The sequence below is a fragment of the Protofrankia sp. Cr1 genome, assembly GCF_963555865.1.
GTDB lineage: Bacteria > Actinomycetota > Actinomycetes > Frankiales > Frankiaceae > Protofrankia.
Genome location: NZ_CAUVXO010000610.1, coordinates 2043 through 2689, shown reverse-complemented (window position 1 = coordinate 2689; position 647 = coordinate 2043). Strand labels below are relative to the sequence as shown.

1 protein-coding gene is annotated in these 647 nt (G+C 70.9%); it reads left to right on the top strand.

The window, feature by feature from the left end:
* Nucleotides 1–46: 46 nt before the first annotated feature.
* A partial coding sequence (locus U9980_RS26670; protein ID WP_322770452.1) for an SRPBCC domain-containing protein occupies nt 47–647 on the top strand: 601 nt, incomplete at its 3' end.

Sequence of the window (647 nt, the reverse complement as noted above, 5' to 3'; positions counted from 1 at the left end):
CCAACCCGAGCCCAGTCGGGCCCGGTCCGACCGAGGAGAGCTGACCATGTCGAACGAGTCGCCGAACCAGTCCAAGCGGGAATTCGCGATCGAGCGCGAGACGGTGCACCCGACCACGCCCGAGGAGTACTGGGACGCGGTCACCACCGGCAACGCCTGCTGGTTATGGCCGATGGAGGCCCCGGAGCCGCGGGTCGGGGGGGCCGCCCCGTTCGGCGGCACGGTGCTGGCCTGGGAGCCACCGCATCACCTCATCGTTCGCTCCGTTGGCCCGGATGGCTGGTTCAACCAGCTCGAGCACCTCGTGGAGACCCGGGACGGCGGGACGACCTGGGTCCGGTACGTGCACAGCGGGGTGTTCGTCGACGACTGGGACAGCCAGTACGACGGTGCCGCCAAGCACACCGACTTCTATCTGCACACGCTCGGCCAGTACCTGCGCTACTTCAGCGGCCGCCCGGCGAGCTACGTGGCGGTTGACGCACCGGCCTCCTCTATCGCCCCGGACGGGTTCGATGCGCTGCGCCGGGCCCTCGGGCTCGCCGACGTCACGCAGGGCGACCAGGTCCGCGTCATGGTGCCCGGCCTCGCCCCGCTGGACGCCGCCGTCGACTACCTGACCCCGCACTTCCTCGGCCTGCGCACCG